This is a genomic window from Haloarcula sp. Atlit-120R (assembly GCF_003665885.1).
Classification (GTDB): domain Archaea; phylum Halobacteriota; class Halobacteria; order Halobacteriales; family Haloarculaceae; genus Haloarcula; species Haloarcula taiwanensis.
The window spans coordinates 1-436 of sequence record NZ_QPLN01000120.1; the positions used below are offsets into that span (position 1 = coordinate 1).

The 436-nt window shown below is 61.0% G+C and carries 1 protein-coding gene; it reads right to left on the bottom strand.

The features are described 5' to 3' along the window. Window positions 1–290 precede the first annotated feature (290 nt). Window positions 291–436 (bottom strand): ester cyclase (locus tag DVK01_RS23090; RefSeq protein ID WP_147435241.1); only part of this gene is annotated, 146 nt, incomplete at its 5' end.

The following is a 436-nucleotide window of genomic DNA, read 5'->3' on the forward strand; positions in this document are numbered from 1 at the left end:
GGAGCGAATCCTCGCACAGGAGCGCCGCCGCCTTTCGACGTTCGACGGCTGACCGTTCGGCCGCCAGGCGTGTGTTCTGAACACACGCAGCATATGACATTTGAAAAATGTTTTAATGGAGGACGTTGTAGCGTCTACTGCAGGTAGATACCTGCACTTGGGTTGCGTATACAGGGGAGGTTTTCCCCAGTGTCCGTGGAGTGCGGGCGGGTGCCCGGTCGTCCGCGCTCTTCCTTTTCATCCATCGAGCGGCGCGGTCGCCGCACAAAACATATCGGTCTCGGCGGGTCTCACGCCGTGGGCGGTTCGACAGCGCCGAGTGGCGTGAGCATGCCGAGCATGTCCGGTTGGACCCACCGCTCGGCAATCACGCCGTCTTCGATGCGGGTAAACACCATGTTGCCGACTTCGATGGGCTTCCCGGTCGGTTCGATGC